This window comes from Salinivibrio socompensis S35, assembly GCF_000513715.1.
In the GTDB taxonomy this organism is placed as follows: Bacteria; Pseudomonadota; Gammaproteobacteria; order Enterobacterales; family Vibrionaceae; genus Salinivibrio; species Salinivibrio socompensis.
The window spans coordinates 1-22,984 of sequence record NZ_AQOD01000076.1; the positions used below are offsets into that span (position 1 = coordinate 1).

Genomic DNA, 22,984 nt, shown 5'->3' on the forward strand with positions numbered 1-22,984 from the left:
TTTATAATTGAGATTATTGTGGTGTCCGCTTAAAAGGACGCTTTACTGTAAGGCTGATATTTATAGTGAAGTAGGTGGGAATGGGAGAATACGAGGGAAATTATAGAAAACCAGAAATAATAAGCAAAAGAAAAGGGAGCCTGAGCTCCCTTTTCTCCAGAATCTTAGCGACGGATGCCTAGACGCTTGATAACGTCCAAGTAGCGGTCAACACTGTTCTTTTTCAGGTAATCCAGTAGCTTACGACGACGTGAAACCATGCGTAGCAGGCCACGGCGGCTGTGGTGGTCACCTTTGTGCTCAGCGAAGTGCGATTGCAGATCGTTGATTGATGCGGTCAAAAGGGCGATTTGAACTTCTGGCGAACCCGTATCGTTCTCGGTTTTACCAAAATCAGCAACGATTTGTGCTTTTGCTTCTGCAGTCAGAGACATAATGCTCTCCTAATAAGAGTGTGATTATCATGCACCAGCCAATCTCTGATTCAGCCGGTGCCCGAAGGCGCGTATTCTACTGACTTTCGTCTAAGGTAGCAATCTATCCACGCCGCTTTTTCCATTAAACACGCGCAAAGGACATCGTGTTTTTTAGCGATCGTCTGGCTGACGGCTCGCCACTAAACGACGGGGCGCAACCAGGCCATCGGCGTCAATTTCACCCACCCCAATAAAGTGGCGTTCATCGCCCGCGGTTAAGCGAACAAAGCCACTAGTCGGTGCATTTGGCACTTGCACCGCTTGCCCTTGTAAGGCATAGCTGGCCATCACCGGCAACAAGTTGATTTCACGCAAATCTTGCACTGCGGTATCGAGTGGCAATAACAAAGGATCCAGCAACTGCTTGGGTTGGATCTCTTGTTCTCTGGCTTCATTCAACAAGCTCTCGAGCTGCTCCAATGTCACCATCTGGCGCGTCGGATAGCCAGAAACCCCCGTACGACGCAGCGCGGTGACGTGTGCACCGCAACCAAGCATTTCACCCAAATCGTCGACGATAGTGCGAATGTAGGTGCCTTTGGAGCAATGCACTTCCATCTCAATCTCATCACCTTCAAAGCGCAACAATTCAATTTGATGTACATGAATCGTACGCGCTTCACGTGGCACTTCAATGCCTTGACGCGCATATTCATACAAAGGCTTGCCTTGATATTTCAGCGCGGAGAACATTGATGGGATCTGCTGAGTTTCACCTCGGAACTTAGCAATACAGCGTTCCAGTAATCCTAAGTTCACTTTCACATCGCGGGTTTCTACCACTTCACCATCGGCATCAGAGGTATTGGTGCGCTGGCCCAGTTTTGCGATTACTCGATATCGCTTATCTGCCTCGAGTAAAAACTGAGAGAATTTGGTTGCTTCACCTAGACAAATTGGCAACATGCCCGTAGCAAGCGGATCAAGTGCGCCAGTGTGTCCCGCTTTTTCTGCAAAGAAAATGCGCTTTACTTTTTGCAGCGCATCATTAGAGGTTAATCCCGTAGGTTTATCGAGTAGGATAATCCCATCTACTGGACGTCCTCGACGACGTTGACGACGCGCCATCTTTTACTCCTCACCGTTATCATCATCACGGCGCTCATTATCACTACGCACCGCTTTGCTCACCAAATTCGAGATACGAATACCTTCAGTCAGCGACTCATCAAAGACAAAAGTCAGCTCTGGCGTAATACGCAAACGAATCGCCTTACCCACAAGAGAGCGAATGTAACCACTCGCTTCGTTCAGTGCTTTCAGACTTTCGGTTGGCGCTTGTTCATCAACGGTCAAAAACGTGACGAAGACTTTGGCATAGGCAAGATCACGCGAGATCTGGACGTCAGAGACGGTCACCATACCAATACGCGGATCTTTAATTTCACGCTGCAGAATCAGTGCAATTTCTTTTTGTAACTGATGGCCGACACGGTCAGTCCGGCTAAAATCTTTACCCATTTTCTTTTCTCTCAACAAAATGGGGGTAAGCGCATGCGCCTCCCCCCACGGTGTATCCAAACGACCTGGTTGTTTTTACAGGCTTAATTAGTCAATTGAGCGCTGAATTTCAACCGTTTCGAAGACTTCGATTTGGTCACCAACGCGAACATCATTGTAGTTCTTCACGCCAATACCACATTCATAGCCTTTCTTCACTTCGTTGACATCATCTTTGAAGCGACGCAGTGATTCCAACTCCCCTTCATAAATAACCACGTTTTCACGTAGCACACGAATTGGGTTGTTACGCTTGATTAAGCCTTCAGACACCTGACAACCAGCAATTGCGCCCAGTTTTGGTGACTTAAAGACATCGCGTACTTCTGCAAGACCAATGATTTCTTGTCTGAACTCAGGCGCAAGCATACCGCTCATCGCTTGTTTCACTTCATCAATCATGGTGTAGATAACAGAATAATAGCGCAGATCTAAGCTTTCATTCTCGATGGTCTTACGCGCGGTGGCGTCTGCACGCACGTTAAAGCCACAGATAATCGCATTGGATGCCGCTGCGAGTACTGCGTCGGTTTCAGTAATACCGCCAACGCCTGAGCCCACGATCTTCACTTTGACTTCGTCAGTCGACAATTTCACCAGTGAATCGGCAATCGCTTCTATCGAGCCTTGTACGTCAGCTTTAAGAACGATGTTCAGCTCAGAGACTTCGCCTTCTTCCATATTGGAGAACATGTTTTCCAATTTGGCTTTTTGCTGACGCGCCAGTTTCACATCACGGAATTTGCCTTGACGATAGAGTGCCACTTCACGGGCTTTCTTCTCATCACGGACAACCGTGGCTTCATCACCAGCTGCAGGCACACCTGACAGACCTAAGATCTCAACCGGAATCGATGGGCCAGCGTGTTCGATGTCTTGACCGTTCTCATCACGCATGGCACGAACACGACCGTATTCAAGACCACACAGAACAACATCACCTTTATTCAAGGTTCCTTCTTGGACCAAGACAGTCGCAACCGGGCCACGGCCTTTATCAAGACGAGACTCAACACAACACCGCGCGCCATACCTTTCTCAACCGCTTTCAGCTCAAGGACTTCTGATTGCAGCAAGATAGATTCAAGTAGTCCGTCGATGTTTTCGCCTTTGATCGCCGAGACGTGAACGAAGATGTTCTCACCGCCCCACTCTTCTGGGATAACATCATACTGCGCCAGTTCGTTCTTGACGCTATCAGGGTTGGCACCTTCTTTGTCCATCTTGTTGACGGCAACAATCAAAGGGACACCGGCTGCTTTGGCGTGTTGAATGGCTTCTTTGGTTTGTGGCATTACACCATCATCGGCTGCAACCACCAACACAACAATATCCGTCGCACCGGCACCACGTGCACGCATTGCGGTAAACGCCGCGTGTCCTGGTGTATCCAAGAAGGTGATCATGCCGTTATCAGTTTCTACATGGTAGGCACCGATATGCTGGGTAATACCGCCGGCTTCACCCGTAGCAACGTGAGCTTTACGGATGTAGTCGAGCAACGATGTTTTACCGTGGTCAACGTGACCCATGATGGTCACAACCGGTGCTCGCGGTGCGACAGGTGCATCGTTATCACGATCAGAGAGTACCGCTTCTTCCAGCTCATTCTCTTTACGCAGGATAACTTTGTGGCCCATTTCTTCCGCGACAAGCTGTGCGGTTTCTTGGTCAATCACCTGATTGATGGTTGCCATTGCGCCCATTTTCATCATGGTTTTAATGACTTCTGCACCTTTCACTGCCATCTTATTCGCGAGCTCAGCAACCGTAATGGTTTCGCCGACCTCCACTTCACGGTTTACTTTCTGTGCAGGTTTTTTAAAGCCATGCTGCATGGAAGATGGCTTAGCCATACGGCCTTTGCCTTTACCACCTTTGCCACGACGGCCTCGGGTGGTTTTATCTTCTGCTGCGGTGGCTTTTTTCTTTTTCTTACGACGCGGGGCGGCAGTTTCGTCGCGGCGATCCGCTTCGTCTTCCGCTTCGCGGGCATATTCGGAGGTAACCGTATGGTGGTCAGCCGCCTCCATGGTACTTAGCGCTTTGTCTTGATCGGACCAGCGCTCTTGGTTTGCTTCTGCCATTTTGCGTGCCTCTTCTAACTGCTGCTGACTTTCTTCTTCAGCTTTACGCTTGGCTTCCTCTTCCTGGCGACGCTTAAGTTCATCAGCTTCTTTCTTCGCTTGCGCATCAGCAGCACGAGTGGCAGCAGTATCCGCTGCGTCGTCTTCAGGCTGCTCAGATTTTGGTTGCGCTTGCGGCTTGGCTTCACGCTTAGCTTTTTCTTCAGCTTCGCGCTTGGCTATCTCTTGTGCTTCACGCTTGGCTTTTTCTTCGGCCTCACGTTTCGCTTTTTCTTCTGCTTCGCGTTTTGCTTGCTCTTCTGCTTCTAGACGTCGCTTTTTCTTCGGCTTCGCGTTTTGCTTGCTCTTCCGCTTCTTGCGCTGACTTCTGCTCTTCAAGGTCGCTACGCTTCACATAAGTGCGTTTTTTACGCACTTCAACTTGGACATCTTTGTTTTTTCCGCCAGCTCCTGACACGCTCAGCGTGCTACGTTTCTTGCGCTGAAGCGTCAGACGCGTCGGAGCATTGCCATTATCACCATGCTCTCGCTTTAAGTGCGTCAACAAAGCTTGTTTTTCATCTTGGCTTACCTGATCGTCCGCCGACTTTTGCATACCCGCTTCTTGAAACTGCTTCAGCAGACGATCAACCGGCGTATCAATTTCCTTCGCCAGTGTCTGTACTGTAACCTCTGACATTATGCTCCTCCTTTGCCGTCTTTACGCTTCGTCGCTGAACCAGCAGATATTACGCGCTGCCATAATAAGCTCGCCCGCACTGGTTTCGTCCAATCCATCAATATCTAACAAATCGTCAGTACCTTGATCGGCGAGATCTTCTAGCGTCTTCACGTCTTTCGCGGCCAGTTTAAAGGCCATTTCACGAGAAAGGCCATCTAATGCCAGCAGATCGTCGGCAGGCTCAGCGTCTCCCAGCGATTCTTCTTGTGCGAGTGCGATGGTGGTCAACGCCTCTTTCGCACGTGCGCGCAAAATGTCGACAGTATCTTCGTCTAAGCCGTCGATTTCGAGCATTTCGCTGGTTGGCACATAGGCCACTTCTTCAAGGGTGGTGAAGCCTTCTTCCACCAAGGTTTGTGCAAAGTCTTCGTCAAGATCGAGATATTTAACAAACAGCCCTAACGATGCTTGTGCTTCTTCTTGGTGTTTTGTCTGTAGGTCTTCAACCGTCATCACGTTGAGTTCCCAACCGGTCAGTTGAGAGGCCAAACGTATATTTTGTCCATTTCGACCAATGGCTTGTGCCAAGTTATCAGCCTCGACAGCAACATCCATGGAGTGGGTATCTTCATCGACGATGATAGAGGCTACGTCTGCAGGCGCCATGGCATTGATCACAAACTGCGCAGGGTTGTCGTCCCAAAGCACAATATCAATACGCTCGCCACCCAGCTCGGTTGACACCGCTTGCACGCGTGCACCACGCATCCCCACACAAGCGCCGACGGGGTCGATACGCTTATCGTTGGTTTTTACTGCAATTTTAGCGCGTGAAGCAGGATCGCGTGCAGCGCCCATCAGTTCAATCATCTCTTCGCCAATTTCTGGCACTTCGATGCGGAACAGTTCACTGAGCATTTCTGGCTTTGAGCGCGTCATGAACAGTTGGAAGCCTCGCGCTTCAGGGCGCACAGCATACAACAGGCCACGAACGCGGTCGCCAGGACGGAAATTTTCACGGGGCAGTTGATCATCACGTTGGATAACCGCTTCCGCGTTGTTTCCTAAGTCAACAATGATAACATCACGATTGACTTTTTTGACCACACCGGTAACAAGCTCACCTTCGTTGTCCATGAACTGCTCAACCACTTGTGCACGTTCAGCTTCACGCACTTTTTGTACGATCACTTGCTTTGCGGTTTGGGTGGTAATGCGATCAAAGACAACCGATTCAATCTGGTCTTCAACAAATCCGCCTAATTCGAGGGTTTCATCATCATATTGAGCCGCTTCCAACGTAATTTCACGCGTTGGCTGAGTGACTTCATCAACGACAAGCCAACGGCGGAAGGTGTCAAATTCACCGGATTTACGATCAATGGCGACGCGCACATCAATTTCGGCTTCGTACTTCTTTTTGGTTGCCGTTGCCAGCGCGGTTTCCAGTGCTTCGAAAATACGCTCACGCGGAACGGCTTTTTCGTTTGAAACCGCTTCGACAACAGCCAAGATTTCTTTATTCATCTACTAATGCCTCATTTACTCTTAAAATGAAGGAACCAGGTTTGCTTTGGCGATGTTACTCAAGGCAAACGCCTCATCTTGGCCGTCCACGCGAACCGTGATGGTATCGCCATCGACAGAAAGGATTTCTCCTTTCCACTTACGGCGGTTTTGCATAGCCATTTTCAGCACGATGTTCACTTCATGCCCGATGAATTGCTGATAGTGATCAGCGGTGAACAGTGGGCGATCGACACCTGGAGATGATACTTCCAGGTTGTACGCCACTGTAATTGGGTCTTCCACATCCATTACCGCGCTCACTTGACGGCTCACATCGGCACAGTCGTCCACAGTGATACCATTTTCATGGTCAATAAAGATACGCAGCGTTGAATGCTGGCCTGCTCGAACAAATTCAAGCCCAACCAACTCATAGTCCAACGCCTCTACAGGCGCGGTCAAAAGTTCAGCCAATTGTTTCTCTAATCCTGTCATTCCAAACCCCAGAAATAAAAAAAGGCTTAAAAGCCCAGTTACTATCCGAATGGTCTTCTTCAGATAACAAAAAACCCCGAAGTTCGGGGTTTAATGTAACTGGACCCTGATGCCACACCGGGGTGTAGCCGTTATCACTGGTGTCGGAATCATCGCAGCAATAACGAGAGAGTAACTCTCTACACAAAGGCTTATTGGTCCGCTTCGTGCTGCCCCGAGGGCAAAAAGGCTAGCTCGTGGCTAGCCCGTTCAGCGTGGCTTTTGTAAGAAACGCTGACGCGTTATTCAGTTTAGCCGTTATTTAAACAACAAACTTAAATTTGGTTGTGGGAAGCGGATTTTATCGCGCCGTGCAACGGCGCCGACCGGAGGTCGTGTTGATTAAATTCAACCTGATATTTCGCTTCATCAACCTAAAATGGTTGCGGGAAGCGGATTTTATCGCGCCGTGCAACTGCGACGACCGGAGGTCATGTTGATTAAATTCAACTTAACATTTCGCTTCACCAACCTAAAATTGGTTGCGGGAGACGGATTTGAACCGCCGACCTTCGGGTTATGAGCCCGACGAGCTACCAAACTGCTCCATCCCGCGTCCGATTGGCGATGATTATATCGCCTTTTTCTACAAAGGTGCAAGTGATTGCCCTTTGCTAACTTGCTTGGTGCCGAGAGCGGGACTTGAACCCGCACGCCCATACAGGCACTACCCCCTCAAGATAGCGTGTCTACCAATTCCACCACCTCGGCTAAATTCTTACTGAGGAATTTCACTGTTATCAACAGGAATTTGGTCCTCTTTTGGCGCCGCTTGCTGTTGTACAGCAGGCTCGCTTAAATCTTCAAAACCGCTTTTTGCTTTCGGGTCATGCGCTGTCAAATTACCAAGCACAAGACTCAATGCGAAAAACGCAATTGCAAAACCGGTTGTCATTCGGGTTAAAAAGTTTCCAGAGCCGCCAGAGCCAAATACTGTGTTTGATGCTCCAGCCCCGAATGAGGCTCCCATATCTGCGCCTTTACCTTGCTGAACCAGAACCAGGCCAATAACACCGATTGCGGCCAACAGATAAATCACAAGTAGAATTTCGTACATGGTTCCACCTATGCTCCAGGTTGTTGAGCCGGCAGTGTTACTTCTCAGCCAGCGCAGCCCCCTTTTTTGGGAGCGGGTGAATACTAGCGAAAGCGCGGTGACGAAACAAGAGAAAATTACAAAAAACCTTGATTTCGACGTCGTTTGCGCAATCTATGACCACCCGCTACTTATTATTAACAGTTCGCTTTCACGGCTTCTGCGATTTCCAGTGCGTAGGCGTTAACCGTCTCGGCATCAGGACCTTCCACCATCACCCGAATCAAAGGCTCAGTGCCTGATTTACGCAGCAACACACGTCCTTGCTCACCCAGCTTGTTCTCCACCTTATCTTTGGCGGCCAGTACGGGCTCGCTTTGAAGTGGATCGACACTGCCGCTAAAGCGTACGTTCTCTAACACTTGTGGCAATAGCGTCATGCCATCGCTTAAGGCTTTTAAATCCATTCCGGTTGCCGCGACGCTGGCCAGCACTTGCAACGCAGCCACAATGCCATCTCCGGTGGTGACTTTATCCAAAACAATGACATGGCCTGAGTTTTCCGCCCCAATTCGCCAGCCTTTCTCTTGCAGCAGTTCCATCACATAGCGATCACCGACTTTAGCACGCGCGAACGGGATCCCGAGTGATTGTAGCGCCAATTCCATGCCCATATTGCTCATTAGGTACCGACAACACCGCCTTTCAGCTCACCACGGCGTAAACTTTCGCGCGCGATGATGTAGGCAATTTGGTCGCCATCGATTTTATTGCCAAGGTGGTCAACCATGATCACGCGATCACCGTCACCATCAAAGGCGATCCCAAGATCTGCCTTTTCTTCTAATACACGTTGCTGCAGTGCCCGCACATCGGTTGCCCCCACTTCATCATTGATGTTAGTGCCGTTTGGCGTACAGCCAATGGTCAGCACATCTGCACCTAATTCACGGAATACAGAGGGAGCGATGTGGTACGTCGCACCGTGGGCGCAATCGAGTATAATTTTCAAGCCACTCAGGCTCAGTGCACTGGGGAATGTCCCTTTACAGAATTCAATGTAACGCCCAGCTGCATCGTTGATTCGACTGGCTTTGCCTAATTCGGCGGACTCGACACAGGTCAGTGTTTTTTCAAATTCCGCTTCAATGGCAAGCTCGACGTCATCGGGGAGTTTGGTCCCTTCTGAGGAAAAGAATTTAATGCCATTGTCGTAATGCGGGTTGTGCGAGGCAGAAATAACGATCCCTGCTTCAGCACGAAACGTTTGCGTCAGATACGCAATCGCCGGGGTTGGCATGGGACCAGTGAAAGCGGCTTCCAAACCGGCTGCGGATAAACCCGATTCAAGCGCAGACTCAAGCATATAGCCTGATATCCGTGTATCTTTACCAATTAATACCTTACGTGTGCCTTGTTGAGATAAGACGCGCCCTGCTGCCCAGCCTAGTTTAAGCATAAATTCTGGTGTGATCGGAAATTCACCGACCCTACCGCGCACGCCATCTGTGCCAAAGTATTTACGTTCTGTCATTGTTTTTATTCTCCCGGTTTATCATTCTCTTGCATCGTCAACGCCACGATCTTGAGTGCATCGGCAGTCTCTTTAACATCGTGAACACGGATAATCTGTGCACCTTTCACTGCCGCCAAGGTCGCGCAGGCGATGCTACCGCCTAAAACATCCTGAGGTGTTTTATCGAGTGCTTTATAAATCATGGATTTGCGTGACATCCCAACCAGGATCGGTAAACCAAACTGATGAAAATAGCCTAACTGTGCCAGCAACTGATAGTTGTGAGCGAGGCTTTTACCAAATCCATAGCCTGGATCCAAAATAATATTTTTCCTGACTATTCCCGCGTCAAGACAAACATCCAACCGCTGGCTTAAAAATTGGCTTACGTCTTGGATAACATCGGTATAGTCTGGCGCCGCTTGCATGGTTCGCGGCTGGCCCTGCATGTGCATAATACATACGGGCACCTGCAGGTCAGCGGCGGTTTCCAATGCATCTGGCTCTCTGAGGGCGCGAACATCATTGATCAGATTAGCGCCGGCTTCGACCGCAGCGCGCATAACCCCCGCCTTGCTGGTATCAATCGATATCCAACAATCCGATCGCTCGCGAATGGCGCTAATCACGGGCACCACCCGATTAATCTCGTCTTGCTCTGCTACATCGGCGGCGCCAGGACGGGTCGATTCCCCCCCAATATCGATAATCGTGGCGCCATCGGCCAACATCTGCATAGCTCGTTCAACAGCTTTGCTTTGCTGTTGAAACGCCCCGCCATCGGAGAAAGAGTCAGGCGTAACATTGAGGATCCCCATAACAACTGGGCTTTTAAGAGAAAGGGTTTTGCTCTGATGTGTTATTTCCATGCGTTTACTTCCAAGCACGATCAAAAAAACCCCGACGTATCGGGGTTTGTATTACTGTTGGTTTACGCTTCAGATTGGCTGTCTGAATCTAACGGCTTCTGCTTTTTATCGTCTGGCTGATCATCGGATGCTTCCGTCGTGGATTCATCGGGTTTTTTGGGCGTGTCATCGGATGAAGATCCCCCATCACCGCCTTCCCAACCAGCCGGCTCGCGAACATCGCGACGGGCCATCAAGTCATCGATTTGTGCCGCATCAATGGTCTCGTATTTCATCAACGCATCTTTCATCGTATGCATAATATCGAGGTTGTCTTCCAAGATTTGTTTTGCACGTTCGTAGTTGCTGTCGATAATTTGGCGGATTTCTCCATCAATCAAGCGCGCCGTTTCGTCCGAAATATGCTTGGTCTGTGCCATTGAACGGCCTAGGAAAACTTCGCCTTCCTCTTCCGCATAGAGTAATGGACCCAGTTTTTCTGAAAAGCCCCATTGCGTGACCATTTTACGTGCAATTTCGGTTGCGCGCTCAATATCATTGGATGCCCCGGTCGAGACTTTGTCTTTCCCGTAAATCAGCTCTTCCGCTAAGCGACCGCCATAAAGGCTTGAGATCATCGAATTCAGATGCTGACGCGACATACTAATGCGGTCCTGCTCGGGCAGGTACATGGTCACACCGAGCGCGCGTCCACGTGGGATAATTGATACCTTGTAGACAGGATCATGTTCAGGCACCAAACGCCCGACTATGGCGTGACCTGCTTCGTGGTATGCAGTCGACTCTTTGATTTCTTCTGACATCACCATTGAGCGGCGCTCTGCACCCATCATGATTTTATCTTTCGCCAGTTCAAACTCGACCATAGAGACCACACGCTTATTGCCACGCGCCGAGAACAATGCTGCTTCGTTGACCAAGTTGGCTAGATCAGCCCCCGAGAACCCTGGAGTGCCTCGTGCGATCAATGACGCATCGACATCATTACCCAGTGGGACTTTACGCATGTGCACTTTTAAAATGTGCTCACGGCCACGGACGTCAGGCAAGCTCACAACCACTTGGCGGTCAAAACGACCAGGACGCAGTAATGCAGGGTCGAGAACGTCAGGACGGTTGGTCGCTGCAATGACGATCACGCCTTCATTGCCTTCAAAGCCGTCCATTTCAACTAGCATTTGGTTAAGGGTTTGCTCACGCTCATCGTGACCGCCGCCTAAACCTGCACCACGTTGGCGACCAACGGCATCGATTTCATCAATAAATATGATACATGGCGCTGCTTTCTTCGCCTGCTCGAACATATCACGAACACGTGATGCGCCGACACCGACGAACATTTCGACGAAGTCAGAACCGGAGATTGTAAAGAAAGGCACTTTGGCTTCGCCGGCAATTGCCTTCGCTAGTAAGGTTTTACCCGTACCCGGCGGGCCCACCAGCAACACACCGGTTGGAATTTTACCGCCCAGTTTTTGGAAGCGGCTTGGGTCGCGCAGGTAATCCACCAGCTCTTTGACGTCTTCTTTGGCTTCGTCGCAGCCGGCCACATCGGAGAAGGATGTTTTAACCTGCTCTTCGCTCATCATTTTGGCTTTCGATTTCCCAAATGACATCGCACCTTTGCCGCCACCGCCTTGCATCTGACGCATGAAGAATATCCATACCCCAATCAGCAATAGCATCGGGAACCAAGAAATGAAGATAGACGCCAACATGCTTGGCTCTTCCGGTGGTGTCCCTTTGACGCTTACATTTTTGTTAAGCAAATCATCTAACAACTTTGGATCGTTCATCACTGGCATGTAAGTGACATAATTTGAGCCGTCACGTCGGGTGACACTCAGCTTGCGATCGTCAAATTTTACTTCCTGTATTTGATCGTTGCCGATTTCGCGTACGAAAGAGGTGTAGTCGACTTGACGACCGGCGCTGTCACCTGGTCCAAAACTTTGGAACACAGACATTAAGACAACGGCGATAACCAGCCACAGAATCAAGTTTTTTGCCATGTCACTCAAGGTGTTAGCCTCGCATAACTGAGATAGATAAATGTAAGGGTACTACAGTTTATAACCTGTAGCCACAATGTAGACCTCTCGCGACCGTGCGCGGGATGAGTCGGGTTTTCTAATTTTGACCGCTGTGAACATTTTACGTACTTCAGCCAGATACTGATCAAAGCCTTCGCCTTGAAATACTTTTACCACGAAGCAGCCTTTAGGGCCTAACACTTCGCGACACATCTCCAGCGCTAATTCAACCAAATACATTGCACGTGGCTGGTCAGCGGCCTGGTTACCACTCATGTTCGGGGCCATGTCAGACATCACCACGTCAACCATGTTCGGTTGGATACGCTCAAGGAGCGCATCGAGAACAGTTTGTTCACGAAAATCGCCCTGAAGAAAGCTGACCCCTGGCATAGAATCCATGGGCAAGATATCACACGCGATCACTCGGCCATCATCCCCGACTTGCGTCGCGGCATACTGAGACCAGCCACCGGGCGCAGCCCCTAAATCGACCACCGTCATTCCTGGTTTTAAGAGATGATCTTTTTGCTGGATTTCCTCTAGTTTAAAGATCGCGCGTGAGCGATAGCCTTTTTTTTGCGCCTCGTGCACATACTTATCGTCAAAATGTTCTTTCAGCCAACGTCCTGAGCTCGCTGAATGCTTTTTGTTCGCCATGTTGTTCCTAACCAAGCCCTATTGTTGGCAACGCATTGTCATAAAATTCAAGCGATTGTGCATTAAATGTTATTATCAAAAGTAGCTTAAAAGCCGCTATCTCGATAATTTGGTTGCCATGGAGCGTCTTTATACTGTTTCAGTTTGTGGTGAGATGGCGTTAGAATGGCATGTTTTCAACCCCTAGCAAATAGAAATCGAGCCAACATGAAACTCAGCACCAAACAAAAACAGTATCTCAAAGGACTGGCTCACCAGCTTAAGCCTGTAGTCTTAATGGGCGCCAATGGCTTAACCGAAGCCGTGGTCGCTGAAATTGAACTTGCGCTTGACCATCATGAGTTGATCAAAGTGAAAGTCGCATCAGAAGACCGCGAGACCAAAAACCTGATTGTCGACGCCATCATTCGTGAAACAGGTGCCGAAAACGTGCAGGTTATCGGTAAAACGCTGGTGATCTACCGTCAAAGCGAAGCACGAAAAATAGAGTTACCACGCAAATAGCACATATAGTATCCATTATTCTTCGCGCTCGCGTTGAAGCATAACAAAAAAGGCCGCATAGCGGCCTTTTTACTGTTGAAAAACCAGCGAAAAGTTACATCTGGTAACACTTTACTTAAACGTAATCGACGCTACCAATCTCAAATTCTTTCACGCCACCCGGCGTTGTGATGCCCACTTCGTCACCTTCTTCTTTGCCAATGAGACCTCGGGCAATCGGTGAGTTCACTGAAATCAGGTTGGCTTTAATGTCCGCTTCATCATCACCCACGATACGGTAGGTCAGTTCTTCGTCGGTATTAACATCAATCACGGTCACGGTGGCACCAAAAATCACTTTGCCGTTATTCGGCATTTTGGTGACATCAATCACTTGCGCAACCGATAACTTATATTCGATATCCCGAATTTGCGCTTCACAAATCCCCTGTTCTTCTCGCGCAGCGTGATATTCCGCGTTTTCTTTTAAATCACCCAGCTCACGCGCCTCTGCAATGGCGTTAGAGATCTCTGGGCGACGCTTGGTCAACTTGTCCAGCTCTTCGCGTAGCAGCTGCTCGCCGCGTACGGTCATTGGCACTTTATCCATAAATAACATTACCTCTTTCAATCCACAGCAAAGGGATTTTGGCAAAACAAAGCCACGCCCAAACAAAAATTTGGCCGCGGCGGAATTCAACGCTTTTTTTCGATTGTAAACAAGAATTGGCGCAAAATCATCTCTAATCGGGCAATAGCGTGGCCGACCAATCGGTGATTGTCCAGCAGGCTAGCGCATCAGGTTATGTGTGCGTCTTGTCTTCAAGGCTGGACAGGGTAGGATAAACGCCATGCGATCATACAAAGGATCTATCTCATGTTTCCCGCTCTCTCTCACTGTCTCGCACGTATTCTCCGTCTAGCGCTTATTCTCTGCCTAGCGCTTCGCGTATTGTTAATAACGCCGCTAGCCAATGCGTCGAATCAGTTGACGATTGAACAGCTAACTCCTTTATTGCCCAAAGGTAGTCAGGCGGCATTGTGGGTCAGTGATACCCAACACACGCAACCACAGCTTAGTCAGCAAGTCGATGCGCTCCTTCCCCCTGCAAGCACGCAAAAGCTACTGACAGGACTCGCCGCACGCTTGTATTTACCCAGTACCTTTCGTTTCTCAACGCGACTGGTGCAAGCAGGTGATGACATCGCGCTTATTTTTAACGGCGATCCTTTGTTAACTCGCCAAGATATTCGCCAACTGCTTAGCCAGCTACCACGTCGCGGGTTGGATAACATCAACAACGTTTATCTTGACGGCCAAGCTTTCGCCGGTCGCCCCCGCGCCCCTGGATGGCCTTGGGATATTCTCGCCGTCTGTTACAGCGCACCTTCGACCGCAATAACGCTTGACCATAATTGTGTTCAAGGAGCGATATATAGCCAACCTGACCACGCTCTAACACGCGTTCATGTGCCTCGTCATCAGCCCATCTCAGTGACCAGCAACGCCCGTGCAGTAACAGAAGACCAGCAAATAGCAGGCCACTGCGGGCTCGATTTGACGGCTACCGCCGATAATCAGTATCACTTTTCCGGTTGCCTTGCCCACCGTGACAGACCACTGCCGTTAAATTTTGCGGTTCAGACCCCGTCCGCCTATGTAAAAGCCGTTGTGGCTAATGAGCTCGCGCGACTGAAGGTGCGCATCAATGGTCACATCCTGGTCGCACCGGCTCCCAGCCAACATCGTGAACTTGCCCGTCATCACTCTAAACCGCTGGCGTCACTGCTGACGACCATGCTCAAAGACTCGGACAATTTGATTGCTGATAACCTGTTGAAAGCACTCGGGCGGCGCTATTTTCAGCAACCGGGATCCTACCGCAATGGCGTTGCGGCAGTTAAAGCTATTTTGCAAAACGAGGGAATCGACCTATCCAGCGCTATCTTAGTGGATGGCTCCGGCTTATCCCGCAACAACCGATTAAGTGCTCGCCAGCTGGCCAGTGTTGTTCACTATATATCGACGCACCCTGAGTTGGGACTGGTTAATATGCTTTCCACGGCAGGCATCAATGGCACCCTTAAGTATCGTCAAAGTGTCCGACACGCACCGATTAAGGGTCGATTAAAAGCCAAGAGCGGCTCGCTTTATGGCAGTTTTAACTTGGCCGGCTACTAGAAGATGACACCGGGCAGGCTCATATTGTGGTGCAATTGGTCAGTCATTATCACCCTGATGAAGACGCACTACCAGACAATGTCCCCGCGCCGATCACTCAATTTGAACGTGAGTTTTATCATGCATTGATCCGCGGTCAGCTCGTGCCTGCTTTCGCTAGCACTCAACCATAAATTGTCCATAAAAAAGGCCCGCCAAAAAGGCGGGCCTCGTATTTATGGCTATCAGCGTTAAGACTGGGTCAGTACTCGTGCATGCAGCGATTGTACCGGATTCACTTTGGTCGTATCGGCTGCCGTTAATGCCATACAGGTGGCAAAGGCCGCATTCAATGTCGTGGTATAATTGACTTTGGCAGCCAGCGCACCGCGACGTAAGACTTTGGAATCTTCAATCGCTTGCCGCCCTTCGGTAGTATTAACGATATAGCTGTACTCACCGTTTTTAATCCGGTCAAGAATGTGCGGGCGCCTTCATGCACCTTGTTTACAAGGCGCGGATTGATCCCCGCTTCTCCCAGAATAACGGCGGTGCCATGCGTGGCATCAAGCTCAAAGCCCAGTTTCAGCAGTTTCGCCGCTAAATCGACCACGCGCTGCTTATCGTTATTACGTACCGACAACAACGCTCGCCCGCTCTCGCTATAGGCTTTACCGCATGCTAAGTCTGCCTTGGCAAAGGCTTCGGCGAAGGTATCCACCCACGCCCATCACTTCACCGGTTGAGCGCATTTCTGGCCCCAGCAAAGGATCCACACCTGGAACTTATTAAACGGAAGCACCACCTCTTTCACCGAGTAATACGGTGGAATCACCTCTTTGACGAATCCTTGCTCAGCGAGTGATTGACCTGCCATCACTCGGGCAGCAATTTTCGCCAGTGGCACGCCCGTGGCTTTAGACACAAATGGGACGGTTCTCGCGGCACGAGGGTTCACTTCAATCAGATAAATTTCATCATCTTTCACTGCAAACTGGGTATTCACCAAGCCGCGCACGCCAAGCTCCAGAGCCAATTTACGGACTTGTTCACGCATCCGATCTTGGACATCATCGCTAAGCGTATACGCCGGCAGTGAGCACGCCGAATCGCCCGAGTGCACACCGGCTTGCTCAATGTGTTCCATAATGCCGCCAATGACAACGGTATCACCGTCACATACGGCATCAATATCCACTTCGGTCGCGTCATCTAAGAAGTGGTCAAGTAAGACAGGAGATTCATGTGAGACACTCACGGCTTCATTAAAGTAACGGCGCAAATCGGTTTCGTCATAGACGATTTCCATTGCTCGCCCCCCGAGCACGTAAGAAGGGCGCACCACCAGGGGATAGCCAATCTCTTTCACTTTTTCTACCGCTTGCTCCAAGGCAGTGACTGTCGCGTTTTGAGGTTGCTTAAGGCCTAAACGTTGCACCGCATCTTGGAAGCGTTCGCGATCTTCTGCACGGTCAATCGCATCTGGACTGGTACCAATGATGGGCACGCCGGCCGCTTCAAGTGCGCGCGCCAATTTTAGTGGGGTTTGTCCACCATACTGCACAATGACGCCTTCAGGGTTTTCCACCCGCACAATTGCCAGCACATCTTCCAAGGTTACCGGCTCAAAGTAGAGACGGTCGGAGGTATCATAGTCGGTAGACACGGTTTCAGGGTTACAGTTAACCATGATGGTCTCGTACCCATCTTCGCGCAGCGCCAGCGACGCATGGACACAGCAGTAATCGAACTCGATCCCTTGTCCAATTCGGTTCGGACCGCCACCGATGACCATAATTTTCTTTTTATCGGTTGGTTGCGATTCGCACTCATCGTCATAGCTTGAGTACATATATGCCGTATCAGAGGAAAACTCAGCCGCGCACGTATCAACGCGTTTGTAGACCGGATGGATATTGAATTTGTCGCGCAACTTACGTACTTCAATTTCAGAAACGCCAAGGAGGTTCGCCAAGCGCACATCGGAAAAACCTTTACGTTTTAATTGGCGCAGCGCTGTGGCATTTAAGCCAGCGAAGCCATGCTCACGTACCTGTTGTTCCTGTTTGACAATGTCTTCGATTTGCACCAAGAACCAGCGATCAATATTGGTGAGATTGAAAACACCATCGACCGACATGCCGGCACGGAAGGCATCCGCGACATACCAAATCCGCTCGGCACCCGGCTCTTTAAGTTCATGGCGAATGCGCGTCAATGCGGTATCGTCATCCAAGTTGACCCTCTCATCAAAACCAGACGCGCCGGTTTCTAGACCGCGTAATGCTTTCTGTAACGATTCTTGCTGGTTACGACCAATGGCCATCACCTCGCCCACGGATTTCATCTGCGTGGTGAGTCGATCATTAGCGCCGGCAAATTTTTCAAAGTTAAAGCGTGGGATTTTGGTAACCACGTAATCAATGGTCGGTTCAAATGATGCTGGCGTGGCGCCGCCGGTAATATCGTTCATCAACTCATCAAGCGTAAAGCCAACCGCTAATTTGGCCGCCACTTTAGCAATCGGGAAACCGGTTGCTTTTGATGCTAAGGCCGATGAACGTGATACACGCGGGTTCATTTCAATGATCACCATGCGTCCGTTAGTAGGATTAATCCCAAACTGAACGTTCGACCCGCCGGTTTCGACACCGATTTCACGCAACACAGCCAGCGAAGCATTGCGCATCAATTGGTATTCTTTATCGGTCAGAGTTTGAGCCGGCGCGACCGTGATCGAATCCCCAGTGTGGACACCCATCGCATCGACGTTTTCAATCGAGCAGACGATGATGCAGTTATCGTTTTTATCCCGCACCACTTCCATTTCGTATTCTTTCCAACCAATCAAGGATTCATCAATCAACAGCTCATTGGTTGGCGACAAATCCAAGCCGCGCTCGCAAATATCTTTAAATTCTTCTTGGTTGTAGGCGATACCGCCACCGGTACCACCCATGGTGAACGAGGGGCGGATAATACAAGGAAAGCCCACTTCATCAAGCACCTTATGTGCCTCATCCATACTATGGGCAATGCCCGCTCGCGGACATTCAAGGTTAATACTGCGCATCGCTTCATCAAAACGGTGTCGGTCTTCCGCTTTATCAATGGCATCTGCGGTGGCACCAATCATCTCTACGCCGAATTCCGCCAGTACCCCGTGGCGTTCTAGATCAAGTGCGCAATTCAGCCCCGTTTGACCGCCCATGGTCGGTAACACCGCATCGGGACGCTCTTTCTCGATAATATGTTTCACTACCTGCCACTGAATCGGCTCGATATAGGTCGCATCGGCCATTTCGGGATCGGTCATGATGGTCGCTGGGTTCGAGTTCACCAGAATAACCCGGTATCCCTCTTCGCGTAGCGCTTTACACGCTTGTGCCCCTGAGTAGTCAAATTCACAGGCTTGGCCGATGACAATCGGGCCTGCGCCCAGGATAAGAATGCTTTTTATGTCTGTGCGTTTTGGCATGCTCAACGACTCCGATTAGGCGCGATGTTGTTTGATAAGGTCGATAAAATGGTCGAAAAGAGGCGCAGCATCATGCGGCCCTGGACTTGCCTCTGGGTGGCCTTGGAAGCTAAATGCGGGTTTTTCAATATGATGAATGCCTTGTAAGCTGCCATCGAACAAAGACACATGGGTCGCCCGTAATGTGTCTGGCAAACTGTCTTTATCTGCTGCAAAGCCGTGGTTTTGGCTGGTGATCATCACCACTCCACGATCTAAATCTTTCACCGGGTGGTTGGCGCCATGATGGCCAAACTTCATTTTTACCGTTTTAGCACCGCTCGCCAGTGCTAAAATTTGGTGGCCCAAGCAGATACCAAATAACGGCACGCCTTCCGCTAAGAAGGTTTGGGTGGCCGCAATCGCATAATCACACGGGGCTGGGTCGCCCGGACCGTTGGATAAAAAGACACCATCCGGATTCATCGCCAGTACGTCAGCCGCCGGCGTGGTCGCAGGCACGACCGTTAAGCGACAGCCACGGTCAACCAGCATGCGTAAAATATTACGCTTGGCACCAAAATCATACGCTACTACGTGATAAGGCAATTCACTATCAGGTAAAGCATCTGGTAGGCCTTGATGAAGTTGCCAAGAGCCCTGTGTCCAGCTGTAGCTTTCCTGAGTGGTGACTTCTTTGGCGAGATCCATGCCCTTTAGGCCAGGAAAGCCTTGCGCGTTAGCCAAAGCTAAGGTTTCATCTACGCTGTCGCCCGCGACCATGCAGCCATTCTGTGCGCCTTTTTCACGCAATAATCGCGTCAGCTTGCGGGTATCGATATCAGCAATACCAATAATATTGTGTTGTTTGAGGTAATCAGAAAGGGATTGTTGATTGCGGAAGTTGCTGGCTAAGAGAGGGAGGTCACGAATCACGAGGCCTTGCGCGTGAACTTGGGAGGATTCTTCGTCTTCGATATTGGTGCCGGTGTTGCCAATGTGGGGATAAGTAAGAGTGACTATTTGACGGGAATAAGAGGGGTCGGTGACAATTTCTTGATACCCCGTCATCGAGGTATTGAAAACTACTTCTCCCACCGCGGAGCCATCAGCGCCGATCGGGGTACCGTGGAACACTGTCCCATCTTCCAGGACTAAGAGCGCAAACTTGCTCAAGACAACCTCCAATTTATATAAAAATGCACTTTCAACGACTAATGTTGCATTTACGTATTCCATCTAAGATCAAAACCCGCGTCAAGCTGAATTTTGACAAATTGCGCGCATTCTAGGGATGCATGGGGAAGCTGTCAATCAAACCCTCACATTTTTCTTTCTTTTATTCGCCACTCAGTAACATTCTTTATCTAAACAGCTATAAAACACAACTTAAGGGCACAATAGAGCCTATTAAACGCCCAGCACACTATTATCATCATTACTCACCACACGTTTTCCCCTCAAAAAAATTAAATTGATCACGCAAACGTTTACGCCCTATTTTAGTATCTAATAAATACGCACTCACTCAAATAGGCATCGATTAGGTCGATAAGTCACAATCAAAACAGGGAACGCCGAACAAGAGGAGAAAGTATTTTCAGCGCGATAAAAAAAATCGCGCCGAGGCGCGATGAATAGTTATTTTAAGTCGAGGACATCTTGCATGGTGTAAAAACCCGACGGATGCTGATTGAGCCAAACTGCTGCACGCACCGCGCCTTTTGCAAAGGTATTGCGATTGGAGGCTTTATGGGTAATTTCGACACGCTCGCCGATATCGGCAAACATGGCAGTATGTTCGCCAACAATGTCCCCGGCTCGAAGGGTGGCAAAACCTATCTCATCACGACTGCGCTCGCCGGTATGCCCTTCGCGTGCGTAGACGGCAACATCACTGAGTTGATTACCCATCGCCCCCGCAATCGCCTCTCCCATGCCGAGTGCCGTGCCTGAGGGAGCATCCACTTTATGACGGTGATGCGCTTCAATAATTTCAATATCACACTCATCCCCCATGACTTTGGCGGCTTGCTCGAGTAACTTAAACACCAAGTTCACACCCACACTGTAGTTTGGCGCCATCACTAAGGCCGTTGACTTGGCAGCCTCTTGGATCGCTTGCTTTTGCGCGTCATCAAACCCGGTGGTACCGATGACCAATTGCTTGCCTTGTTGTTGACATAACGCCAGATGAGCCATCGTCGCCGACGGTGCGGTAAAGTCGATAATAACGTCAAAGTCATCACTGACGTTAGCAAGGTCGTCCACCACATTAATCCCTAAACGGCCAATACCCGCCAACTCACCCGCATCTGTGCCTACTAGCTTGATTCGGGACGCTCACTCGCCGCCCCCAACGTTGCACCGAGTAGTGTGCGACGGCTTGAATGAGGTTGCGGCCATTCGTCCAGCTGCGCCTGCAATGGCAATACGTACCATGATTTTCCCCTTTGTCACTTTGCCAGCAAATTGGCTCCTTGATCGTAATCCATCACTCTAGCGCTTTCCCTCGCACTTGTATATTGACGAAAAAAAGGGAAGCGTTCGCTTCCCATCTTGGTACTTGTCATCCCTTTTAAGTGACTTCACGAATTTGTAATTCCTTCGGCACTTCAAAGAACATGTTTTCTTCTCGCCCAGAGAGGTTTTCAACCTCTGTCGCACCGAGCTGCTTGATGCGATCAGTAATCTGATCCACTAGCTCTTCCGGCGCAGATGCGCCCGCTGTGATCCCAACAGTGTGCTTGCCATCTAACCACGCGGAGTCAATGTCATCTGCCGTATCAACTAAATACCCAGGGGTACCGAGCTTTTCAGAAAGTTCTCGGAGACGGTTTGAGTTTGAGCTATTTTTCGACCCAACCACAATCATAACGTCACAGCTTTGCGCAAGGTCGCGCACCGCATCTTGACGGTTCTGCGTGGCGTAACAAATATCATCTTTGCGAGGGCCTTGGATATTGGGAAAGACCTGCCGTAAGGTATCAATCACATCCGCCGTTTCATCCACTGACAGGGTGGTTTGGCTAACATAATGTAAGTTATCAGGATCGCTCACTTTGAGGGTATAGACATCATCTGGGGTTTCGACCAAATACATCCCCCCCGTTTCGCTGGCGTATTGACCCATGGTGCCTTCCACTTCGGGGTGTCCCGCATGACCTATCAGCACCACTTCCATATTTTTTCGGCTGGCGCGCGCCACTTCCATATGCACCTTAGTCACCAATGGACAGGTCGCGTCAAACACGGTCAATTGGCGCGATTTAGCCTCGTTTCGCACGGCCTGTGAGACACCGTGTGCCGAAAAGATCACAATACTGTCGTCAGGGACTTCGCTGATTTGTTCGACAAAAATCGCGCCACGCTGCTTTAATCCTTCCACGACGAAGCGATTGTGCACTACTTCATGGCGCACATAAATCGGTGGCTGATAGATTTCTAACGCGCGCTCGACAATGCTGATTGCACGATCAACACCCGCACAAAAGCCACGGGGGTTCGCAAGTAGGATCTTCATGACTACGCCTTATTGCACACTTATAATTTCAACATCAAAAATAACAGTTTTACCCGCCAGTGGGTGGTTAAAGTCAACGGTGACTGAGTCGCCAGAGACCGCCGTCACAATCCCCGGGATTTCTTGTCCTTGGGGACCACTAAACGCAATGATCGCTCCCTCTTCAGCGGGGGTATCCCCTCCAAAATGGCGGCGATCCATATAATGAATATTATCCGGATTTGGCTGCCCAAAGGCATCCTCAGGGGCCAAGGTAAAACTGCTCGACGCGCCTTCTTTTAAGCCCAATAAACAGTTTTCAAAGTTTTCGGTCAAACTGCCGTCACCCATCACTAATTTCGCAGGTTTCCCCGCATTGTGGGTGGTATCGGCCACTGAGCCGTCTTCAAGCTTAATGGTAAAATGCATAATGACTTCGCTAGCGGCGCTGATCGCTTTCATGGTTCATCCTTATTTGAAAGTCGGAATGTGCAGATAGA

General features: G+C 49.8%; 16 protein-coding genes, 2 tRNA genes and 5 pseudogenes. 3 read left to right on the plus strand and 20 right to left on the minus strand.

The window, feature by feature from the left end:
• Positions 1-164: 164 nt before the first annotated feature.
• From rpsO to rlmE, 14 genes and pseudogenes are all read right to left on the minus strand, one after another.
• Positions 165-434, minus strand: a complete 270-nt coding sequence (gene rpsO, locus DZ54_RS0109430) for a 30S ribosomal protein S15 (RefSeq protein ID WP_025673889.1) — start codon at positions 432-434, stop codon at positions 165-167.
• 153 nt (positions 435-587) lie between these two features.
• Complete coding sequence (truB, locus tag DZ54_RS0109435) at positions 588-1,544, minus strand: tRNA pseudouridine(55) synthase TruB (RefSeq protein WP_025673890.1); 957 nt, start codon at positions 1,542-1,544, stop codon at positions 588-590.
• A 3-nt stretch (positions 1,545-1,547) separates the two neighbouring features.
• Complete coding sequence (gene rbfA, locus DZ54_RS0109440) at positions 1,548-1,937, minus strand: 30S ribosome-binding factor RbfA (RefSeq protein WP_025673891.1); 390 nt, start codon at positions 1,935-1,937, stop codon at positions 1,548-1,550.
• An 87-nt stretch (positions 1,938-2,024) separates the two neighbouring features.
• Positions 2,025-4,174 (minus strand): annotated as a pseudogene (infB, locus tag DZ54_RS20530) (translation initiation factor IF-2); the annotation flags it as partial.
• Between the two features lie 71 nt (positions 4,175-4,245).
• Positions 4,246-4,742 (minus strand): annotated as a pseudogene (locus DZ54_RS27455) (translation initiation factor IF-2 associated domain-containing protein); the annotation flags it as partial.
• A gap of 21 nt (positions 4,743-4,763) precedes the next feature.
• Positions 4,764-6,251 (minus strand): transcription termination factor NusA, encoded by a 1,488-nt coding sequence (nusA, locus tag DZ54_RS0109450; RefSeq protein ID WP_025673892.1) that lies wholly within the window; start codon positions 6,249-6,251, stop codon positions 4,764-4,766.
• 21 nt (positions 6,252-6,272) lie between these two features.
• Positions 6,273-6,728 carry a ribosome maturation factor RimP gene (gene rimP, locus DZ54_RS0109455; protein ID WP_021023286.1) on the minus strand — a complete coding sequence of 152 codons (456 nt, stop codon included), beginning with the start codon at positions 6,726-6,728 and terminating at the stop codon, positions 6,273-6,275.
• Between the two features lie 518 nt (positions 6,729-7,246).
• Positions 7,247-7,323: transfer RNA gene (locus tag DZ54_RS0109460), tRNA-Met, on the minus strand.
• 68 nt (positions 7,324-7,391) lie between these two features.
• A tRNA-Leu gene (locus tag DZ54_RS0109465) sits at positions 7,392-7,478 on the minus strand.
• 7 nt (positions 7,479-7,485) lie between these two features.
• Entirely contained in the window at positions 7,486-7,824 is a 339-nt protein-coding gene (gene secG / locus DZ54_RS0109470; protein ID WP_025673893.1) for a preprotein translocase subunit SecG, read from the minus strand.
• A 176-nt stretch (positions 7,825-8,000) separates the two neighbouring features.
• A pseudogene (gene glmM / locus DZ54_RS20535) lies at positions 8,001-9,337 on the minus strand (phosphoglucosamine mutase).
• Positions 9,338-9,342: 5 nt separating this feature from the next.
• On the minus strand, positions 9,343-10,188 hold the full coding sequence (gene folP, locus DZ54_RS0109480; protein ID WP_025673894.1) for a dihydropteroate synthase: 846 nt from the start codon (positions 10,186-10,188) through the stop codon (positions 9,343-9,345).
• A gap of 62 nt (positions 10,189-10,250) precedes the next feature.
• Positions 10,251-12,200, minus strand: a complete 1,950-nt coding sequence (gene ftsH, locus DZ54_RS0109485) for an ATP-dependent zinc metalloprotease FtsH (RefSeq protein WP_025673895.1) — start codon at positions 12,198-12,200, stop codon at positions 10,251-10,253.
• A gap of 51 nt (positions 12,201-12,251) precedes the next feature.
• Entirely contained in the window at positions 12,252-12,881 is a 630-nt protein-coding gene (gene rlmE, locus DZ54_RS0109490; RefSeq protein WP_025673896.1) for a 23S rRNA (uridine(2552)-2'-O)-methyltransferase RlmE, read from the minus strand.
• 207 nt (positions 12,882-13,088) lie between these two features.
• Here rlmE and yhbY point away from each other — a divergent pair, with 207 nt between their 5' ends.
• Positions 13,089-13,385, plus strand: coding sequence for a ribosome assembly RNA-binding protein YhbY (gene yhbY / locus DZ54_RS0109495; protein WP_025673897.1), 297 nt, complete (start codon positions 13,089-13,091; stop codon positions 13,383-13,385).
• Between the two features lie 115 nt (positions 13,386-13,500).
• On the opposite strand, the gene greA is transcribed toward yhbY, so the two are convergent.
• Positions 13,501-13,974 (minus strand): transcription elongation factor GreA, encoded by a 474-nt coding sequence (gene greA, locus DZ54_RS0109500; RefSeq protein WP_025673898.1) that lies wholly within the window; start codon positions 13,972-13,974, stop codon positions 13,501-13,503.
• Positions 13,975-14,241: 267 nt separating this feature from the next.
• Here greA and dacB point away from each other — a divergent pair, with 267 nt between their 5' ends.
• On the plus strand, positions 14,242-15,546 hold the full coding sequence (gene dacB / locus DZ54_RS20540; protein ID WP_240473951.1) for a D-alanyl-D-alanine carboxypeptidase/D-alanyl-D-alanine endopeptidase: 1,305 nt from the start codon (positions 14,242-14,244) through the stop codon (positions 15,544-15,546).
• A gap of 26 nt (positions 15,547-15,572) precedes the next feature.
• Positions 15,573-15,719 carry a hypothetical protein gene (locus DZ54_RS25975; protein ID WP_240473952.1) on the plus strand — a complete coding sequence of 49 codons (147 nt, stop codon included), beginning with the start codon at positions 15,573-15,575 and terminating at the stop codon, positions 15,717-15,719.
• A gap of 57 nt (positions 15,720-15,776) precedes the next feature.
• Here the strand turns inward: DZ54_RS25975 and carB are convergent.
• The 5 genes and pseudogenes from carB to fkpB form a co-directional block, all read right to left on the minus strand.
• Positions 15,777-19,003, minus strand: a pseudogene (gene carB / locus DZ54_RS20545) (carbamoyl-phosphate synthase large subunit).
• A 15-nt stretch (positions 19,004-19,018) separates the two neighbouring features.
• Entirely contained in the window at positions 19,019-20,158 is a 1,140-nt protein-coding gene (carA, locus tag DZ54_RS0109515; protein WP_025673899.1) for a glutamine-hydrolyzing carbamoyl-phosphate synthase small subunit, read from the minus strand.
• A gap of 465 nt (positions 20,159-20,623) precedes the next feature.
• Positions 20,624-21,424, minus strand: a pseudogene (gene dapB, locus DZ54_RS20550) (4-hydroxy-tetrahydrodipicolinate reductase).
• Between the two features lie 136 nt (positions 21,425-21,560).
• The gene (gene ispH, locus DZ54_RS0109525) at positions 21,561-22,505 is read right to left on the minus strand and encodes a 4-hydroxy-3-methylbut-2-enyl diphosphate reductase (RefSeq protein WP_025673900.1); all 945 of its coding nucleotides are present in this window, start codon (positions 22,503-22,505) and stop codon (positions 21,561-21,563) included.
• Between the two features lie 9 nt (positions 22,506-22,514).
• A complete protein-coding gene (gene fkpB, locus DZ54_RS0109530; protein WP_025673901.1) occupies positions 22,515-22,946 on the minus strand; it encodes an FKBP-type peptidyl-prolyl cis-trans isomerase in 432 nt (143 codons plus the stop codon).
• Between the last annotated feature and the right edge of the window lie 38 nt (positions 22,947-22,984).